Here is a 7,402-nt window from a genome sequence, read left to right as displayed (position 1 = left end):
ATTTATTACTTTTTTTTCGGTTTGACACACTTTTTTGAACGTTCCCAGCCAAGGGGTTTAAAGTTAGCTGACTTGAGGGAAATACCGATGCTGTGGAGTGAGCAATTAGAGAAGTTTTATGGTCTTAATTTACAAAAGAACAGAAGAGCATGTGCCAGAAAACCGATACTTTAAAAATTCAGGTAAATCAGTATTAAAAGCTGAATTATATAATGAAAATAGTGATAATCTTAAACTTATATGTGAAATTACCTCAGAGTTTCAAAATTATTGCGTAACAGCCTAATGTTTCTGATAGCCCTTCTTCCGTTGAATCATGTAGTTGGTTTGATAAAGGAAATTCTGTAGATATCATAAAAGTCAATTCAATCAAACACAAAATTCGAGAAAGTAGAAAGTGTGGAGCAGCCAGTCTTTTTTGAATCAAACACAAAAGGCTATACCTATAAAAGAATAAATACCAAGAAAGGAAAATAATTTCTTTAGAAGAATCTCTAAATTATTAACTCAACACTTATTCCCCTACTATTTCTCCTCAGCTTGAGCGTATGGTTTATACCTCAAAAAATCTTGCTTTGAAGATACATCAATTTTTTTACCCTCCAAGATCTTTCTTTTGTTTAATAATTTTAGTTGACTTTATTAACACACTGCTATTTCTTTCGAAGCCCCCATCTTTTGCAGTTGGTCTAAACTATCGATTGGCCTCATAAGAGTAGATGGAATACCTGATTCTTTCACTACAAAATCTGATTGTTTAATAGTTTCAGCTAACTCTATAAGTATTTGACCGTTTCTTTCAAAACCTTTATCTTTTATAGCTTGTAGAACACTTTTCCCTCCTAAAAGGCAGCTTTCCCCTAAACTTGATTGATCTTTTAATTTGTCAAACTTCTCCTGGTTCTCTTCATCAAGATTTACTTTTATTATATTACTACCTTCATCACTAGGACATAGATGAATACTAATCTTGCCTACTTCAGTGATAAAGGACATTTCAATGCCACCTCCTAAGACATCTGTATAATTTCTTTTTCTTCCTATGCTTTCAACTCTTATTATACTTTCCCCGATCTGTAAGATGCTACTTTCTATACTGAAATTCTCATTCACCTTACTATTCATAACCTTTGTAACTTCAACGATACTATTTTGTGGCCATCTGAAAAAAACAAGATTGTTATCTACTTCTACTTTCAGATCATCATCTTGAATCTGTTCATTCTTGTTTACTAAACCTTTATATGCGATACTTTTTAGTTCGTCCTTAATTTTTTTACACTCTGTAAAAATAGGCTCATCATTTCCCCACATAGTCTCACCTATCATTCTATCATTGTAGAAGTCAGACTCTATTTTTGCACCCGCTGATAGTAGTTTATTGACAATATTGAATAAAGGTTCTAAAGCCTCTTCCCACTCATCCACTGCCTCTTCTCCATTGTCTTTATATCGTGATCTAGTAGTAGGCGTTATACGCATAACACTACTAGCATTAGCAATATCAATTATTTTTTTGAATACAAAATTCGACACAGTGCATTCATAGTGATCACAGCGTAAATTTAGCTTTATTTTTCTTTTCAAATATTCATCTATTAAATGTTCCATCTTTTCTAGAGTGACCTTTGCAGAATTTTCATATCTATTTTTATGAAACTCTTTCATTATACTTTCCATCTTGTCATGAAATTCATCAATCGAAGCTTTTTCGCTCTCAGTTAACAGATTTGCTAAATTCATTAAAATTGAGTTTTCTGGAATAAAAGAACTTTCAACAACAGTATTGTTGTCTTCAATAACGGACTCATTCCAGTCATCATCACTTTGTTCTTGACTTAACGATGATGCGCTGCCTTCAAGAGTGTGCTGACCAAAAGGTTCCGTACGCTGTTCTTCAGTGGCTAACCCACTATTTGCACAGATCTGCTCATCCTTTGAAATATATCCTAACACCATACCCCCTCAATCTATAAACATATTATGTACAATAATTAGCATGAATAAAAGCCAATGCAAGTATAATTTTTCTAACTTTTATATTTTTTAGAGAGTTGTGTTCTTCTACTATCACTTCATATATCTTTGATATCCAACAAAAAACCGTTTCTGGACAACCTCTGTAGCATGACGTTCTTGGCCCATATGTGGTATTATGTAAAAGTTAGAATTAAACAGCGACCTAACAACTGCCAAGGATAAAAAAACTTCAAGAAAAACATTTTCTATATTAATGGATACAAAAATTTTATTGGAATTTACAGGAAATACAATACTCCTCAGCGTCATAAAAATTTTAAATGTTTACTTTGTTCAAAAAGATAAAAATAGATCGTATATTTGTGAGAACAAGCTACGTAAAAATAAGGTTACAAAAATAGAAGATTTAAATTGTTGCAACAAAGTTGGGTAAAACAGTTCGTATGTAGATTTGGCGAAAGTAAGCTAATATGGCTAGTTTCATCGTATAGCAGAACCACTATATTAAAAAGTTCGTATGGTACATTTGGTAGACCATGCCATCCCAAAACAAAAAGCTCTCACCGCCCTTGGTTTTGAGTGCTGGAAATGGTTGTTTTATTTAAGTTATTAACTTAATTTTTTGATAAATTAATAATAATTCATTTGGAAATGATAAAAAATCAGAATAAATTTATAGTAAAAATAGATCTTTTTTGGTATCTAATAGGAGCATGGTAGAGAAAGTGTATCTGTTAGTAATACAGCCAAAATACAACTTAAAAAGCTTAAGTAATCCATTTTTTGCTTTGCACTATATAGGAGATCAAAAAAAACAGCCAAATCACACTATATTTAACTTATTTTTATCCTAACAACTTTGCTGTTTAGCCATTTTCTACGAGCCACTGAGTAGACACTAATTATCTTCGTATAGAACTATGATCCAGTTGATTATATACCTGAAGAGTTTCTGGAAGAGATATAAGAGTATTTGGCAGTTCTGCATCATTATTGAATACAGCACAAGATAAAACTATCTCATTCCCATCAGTAACACGCTTATACCCTCTCTGACTCATATATCCTGCTGACTGTTCTTCTCCTTCATTCATTTTCTGCTGTACCTCTCCTTCATTACGAGCAAATTTCAATTCTTCTCCAATTGGATGAGTATTTCGACCGTGCTCTATAGGTCTTAATAACAAAAGATCTAACTTCTTTCCTCTTCCCACTTGGTATTCAATAAGCACTCTAGCAGGATTATCACAAGCATAAACTATCCCATGCAATATAGAATGAAATCTGGCCTCACTATTCACATTTATTGCATTCTTTAATGGAATTAGCACTCTAGAAATGGCTTCAAATAGTTGATTATGCCTATCTATATTTTGCCAATCATCTTCCATAACCATATTAGAAATATCATATACATTTCTAGCACTTAATACTGGTACAAGTTGACCAATAAAAGTACCTCTATTTCTCAGATAATTATGAGGTGATTGAAATAGTCTTACACCAACAGTTATACCTAGATCATCCTCAGCTCTTCTATCAGGATTTAGCTCACATATTACTTCATAAACTCTAGCATTTGGCCATCGTGATAAATCTAACTCCATATCTGGAAATTGATGACGCAACATATGGTGGAGATGAAATACAATAACTCTCTCCTGTTTCGTAAAAGATGCACGTAAAACCATAGTTAAAGCACGATCTCCAACATTTACTTGTGCAATTCTTCCTCGTGGACCCAGCATCCTATCATCATCATGATAGTGAAACAAATACTTAGTCACATTTATTCTACTTCTGCCGATTGATACAGTGTCTCTTGCAAATGCAGCACTTCCAAAAGTAAAACCATTCATATAAGAAAATATCCTATCACTGCCACTTCTAGCACTTGGTACTGCAGGTACACCAAAAGATGGATAAAGTAGATAATCTCTAACGTTTTCTTCAACTTCAACTTCTCCTTCTACTACAGCTTCAAACAATCTTTCTACCAAAGGAAAGCCTCTCTCTAAAAAATTTTCCACACTAGTCATAAAATGCTGCTGTTGTAGATCAAAATTCAATCCAACACAGACGGCATCTTCTGATGAAGTATAGATAGATATAGATGAAATAGGACATTTTCTAACATAATTTTCAGCTTGTTCCAATGCTCTATCAGCATATTTATCTCTAGTAGCTCCTGCCTTAAGTTCAATAATAATGGGAACAGAATCTGTCAATCTTTCTTGACCACGTACAAGGAAAGTGATATCTGCATACCCACCTCCTACAAATAGCTCAAGGTAAATATTAGCTGTATGCTGATACCTAAAATTCATAAAAAAGCCTGCTAAAAACCCATGATAATCTGACTCTTTACCATAAAAACTCAATGCATTTTTATATCTATTATGGATATTCAAAATATACCGAAGAACCTGTCCCGTTAAATACTCTACATTGTCTGTATTGTTACTCACAAGTCCTGCTAAATTTGGTAAGTTATTTTGCTCAATATGAGGAGTAATGATTTGGAATCTATTATTTCTGTTTCCTGTATCATTTCCATTAAATCTATTCCCTAACTCTTCACATTTTGTAGGTTCTTCATCATTCTGCCTCCATACATACACCTTGTACTCTATAAAAACCAAATTTCCTTGTAATTGTTGGTTTTGTCCAATAAATTCCCTCTCCACTTCTAGCCTTTCCCATTCACTAAACCTCGAACCAGCACTATTCCGCCTATCAGCAATGGTGAAACATTTCACTATCCTTCTGCCTTGCTCATCAGCTTCATTAGTAAGAACAGCAACCTTTAGGTTTCCTTTTTTGTTCCCATCATAATTATCAAAACGAAAATAAACCATTTCATTGTTTAAAATACCAGCATCAAATGCAGTGGCAAACATGCCGAAAAAGAATGCAGGGAAGAAACGATCTTTACCTACTGAATGTAAGAAAGACGGGCATTGATCTAAAAAAGATTCAAATCTTTTAATAAAATCATGGCAATCCATACAATCATCACAATTTTCATCACTACATTCTCCACTTAACAGACTTCTAATTAATCCGATATTTTCGTCATCGTTATCCATGAAACACCTCTATTTACTATGACCAGACAAACCGCTAACACCAGGAGTTCCTAACATGAACTGTGGATGATCACCATAGGCAACAACCTCAGGAGATAAGGGCATCTTCTCCCCCTCTAACTGAGAAAATAATCTTCTTGCTAATTCACTGTAGTCAATACCCTCTTTCATACCTTTTCTACCGACCATTTTTAAATTTTCAACTATACAGTCCTTAAAAGATGAAAAATCTTTAGGTGAGCAACACTTTTTAGCAAACAATAAAATTTCTAATATTTCTTCTCTCTTTCCAGAATCACCTTTATCATCATCGTGTTTCCAATCAACAACTAATGCTGCAAGAGTATCTTGTATTGATATATCAGAAACAACAGCAGCTCTTTTATGCTGATCAAAGCGATCACACTTCCAGAGATTTATTATCATCTTTCTAATTTCTAGACCAGGATTTTGTAACATGACCTTTGAAATAGAAAAAAGAAGAAGTGAGTAATTTTGGCTTGAAAGTATTTTATTTGCTGGTATTACAGTGTGTTCAAGAGTCAAATTTTCAACAACATCCTCAACTGTATCAATAAATCCCCAACGTATCAATGGGTTAAGAAGTGAGTATATTCCCTCATCTTCCTGTGATAATTTATCTAGCAGGGCATTTTTATCACCTATGTTACGCACACAAAAATCTAGAATGGCAGCACTATTTTGGTTACATTGAGCAGAGGATAAAGCAATAATTGTTTCAGTAATCTTCTTATCTTTATCTTCTCTTTTCAAACGGTTACAAAAATATTCTACTCCTTCGCTCCACTTAAATTTTACAGCTCTCTCAAAACCATCTACCGCATTATCATGTTGCTCTAATTCTCCAGACTCTTTATTGATCCAAAAACTGAATACAGGATCCTGACTCTTCATATATTCTAGTAATGAGTCTCTCATGTATCTGTCAGTTATTGGATTGCCGTCACCATCAACTGCATCAGAAGGAAAACTATCCTTGTAAGATGCAAATTGCTCTTGAAAGAGAGGATGAATCTTATCTACCAGACAATACCTACATGCCATGTCATATCTCGAAAGCGGGTTCTCTATTTCACCTGATTTTTCTTCAGTAAACCTCTGTCCTAAAATTGTGTTGTTCAATCTAGTACCTGACCAACAATTTTCATCGCGAAATATGTTGCATAAGAATTCTAATTTGCTGTCTTCTAGATGTTTCACTTGCCTAGTATAGGCTTTTACCCATCTTTCAATAGCTAAACGCTTTCCAGCAGCAATTTTAGAATCTATATATTTTATAACACCCTGTAATTTTTTAAGCACTGCAGCATGACGATCTGTTTTTCTTGGCATTGCACTCTCCATATAAAAATACTTACTGCATTATGCAAAAGTTAGAATCAAATATCAACACTAAATTTATCAAGAACAAGAAAAATTTTATGAAAAACATTTTCTATATTTAGATATTATGCGTTTAACTGATACGTAGAATTGGTGAGAAAATCAAACAGGCCATAGCGAGAATAGCGGAAGAGTTAGATATAGGCTCTAGACTAGTGGATAAAGAAATATAATAAGTTAAAAGTGGATAGAGCTTTAAGGGAGTTGCAATACTTAGGCTTTTTCCTTGAGTTGTTCAATTTCATCTATCGAAAGGCCGGTAGACTCAGCTATTAAGTTAACAGATACGCCAGCTTTCAGTAAGTTTTTTGCAACTTCAATTTTACCTTCAATTTTACCTTTTTCATGGCCGATTTGGATGCCTTCTTGTCTACCTTTTTCTTGGCCTACCTTAAGGCCTTCATCAAATTTTTGAGCTAAAGCAGCTACCTCATCCATTATGCGTTTTTTCATTTGTTCATATGCTAGTAACTCTTCTTCTGACCAATTAAACTTATTCATCTCTTCATAAGCTCGTTTTATTATTACGTCACTACCAACTATTTTATCTAGGTCTTCTTCGTTTGTTTCTGCTGCATATCGGAAAAAATAACACCATTTTTCTACTATATTTTCTAATTGGTCTTCTTTTGTCTTTGTAAATTTTGGTAATTCTATGAATACAAAGTAAAAATCCTTTAAGTCATGTTCAAAGCTATTTTGATCTAAAATGACATGATTAGATTTGTACTCAGCCTTATCTGGAAAAATAATACAATCAGCAACAGCAATAAAGATAATTTCCTTGAGATTATGATAATTACCACCTTGATCAGCTTGACTTGAGTAGGCTTTGGCAGCATAACATTGAGCACGTTTTTCGAAGCCCTTGGTCTTAGTGAACTGGTCAGGTAAGGAAGCAGTATTACTACTACCCCCTCCCTTAGAAA

4 protein-coding genes are annotated in these 7,402 nt (G+C 33.6%); all 4 read right to left on the bottom strand.

Translation table 11 applies throughout. The features are described 5' to 3' along the window. Window positions 1-642 precede the first annotated feature (642 nt). Window positions 643-1,959: a hypothetical protein gene (locus JR312_RS05290; protein WP_416647902.1), complete on the bottom strand. Its 1,317-nt coding sequence runs from the start codon at window positions 1,957-1,959 to the stop codon at window positions 643-645. Between the two features lie 923 nt (window positions 1,960-2,882). Next, window positions 2,883-5,069: a hypothetical protein gene (locus JR312_RS05285; protein ID WP_416647901.1), complete on the bottom strand. Its 2,187-nt coding sequence runs from the start codon at window positions 5,067-5,069 to the stop codon at window positions 2,883-2,885. Between the two features lie 9 nt (window positions 5,070-5,078). Next, complete coding sequence (locus tag JR312_RS05280) at window positions 5,079-6,422, bottom strand: hypothetical protein (protein WP_416647900.1); 1,344 nt, start codon at window positions 6,420-6,422, stop codon at window positions 5,079-5,081. Between the two features lie 264 nt (window positions 6,423-6,686). After that, a partial coding sequence (locus tag JR312_RS05275; RefSeq protein ID WP_416647899.1) for an Rpn family recombination-promoting nuclease/putative transposase occupies window positions 6,687-7,402 on the bottom strand: 716 nt, incomplete at its 5' end.

Origin of the sequence: Wolbachia endosymbiont of Nasonia giraulti, assembly GCF_048054155.1 — a bacterium.
Classification (GTDB): domain Bacteria; phylum Pseudomonadota; class Alphaproteobacteria; order Rickettsiales; family Anaplasmataceae; genus Wolbachia; species Wolbachia pipientis_C.
This window is presented reverse-complemented; position numbering and strand designations above follow the sequence as displayed.

What these genes read in the sequence shown, in the direction of transcription:
- JR312_RS05290 (WP_416647902.1), bottom strand. Translation starts at nt 1,959, where the DNA reads ATGGTGTTAGGATATATTTCAAAGGATGAGCAGATCTGTGCAAATAGT.
- JR312_RS05285 (WP_416647901.1), bottom strand. Translation starts at nt 5,069, where the DNA reads ATGGATAACGATGACGAAAATATCGGATTAATTAGAAGTCTGTTAAGT.
- JR312_RS05280 (WP_416647900.1), bottom strand. Translation starts at nt 6,422, where the DNA reads ATGCCAAGAAAAACAGATCGTCATGCTGCAGTGCTTAAAAAATTACAG.